Source organism: Bacillus cereus group sp. BfR-BA-01355 (assembly GCF_022663675.1).
GTDB lineage: Bacteria > Bacillota > Bacilli > Bacillales > Bacillaceae_G > Bacillus_A > Bacillus_A thuringiensis_S.
In genome coordinates, this window is record NZ_JAKUFY010000383.1 from 1 (window position 1) to 285 (window position 285).

The window sequence follows — 285 nt, forward strand, 5'->3', positions numbered from 1 at the left end:
TACTACGTAACTAGTTGATTCTGTATCCATTACGTTATGATATAACATCCCTTCCTGTAATGGTGTAAGAGAGTATATATCTTCTATACCAGAAAAATGCGTCTTTAATATTGACAAGTCGGATGTTTCTAAATCATTTGTCGAATAATCAGATGCCGTCTTAATACTTTCCTGTTGACTAGAACAATATTCAACAATTTCAACTAACGTATCCTTGTATAGTCTTCCCAGTTCATGCATTGTCTCTTCCATATATCGACTCACATCATATGTGATTACGAAACA

1 protein-coding gene is annotated in these 285 nt (G+C 33.7%); it reads right to left on the bottom strand.

Annotated features, from left to right (window positions below):
* Positions 1-252, bottom strand: a 252-nt coding sequence (locus tag MR167_RS32155; RefSeq protein WP_242316288.1) for a hypothetical protein, incomplete at its 3' end; no start/stop codon positions are given.
* Positions 253-285: the final 33 nt, after the last annotated feature.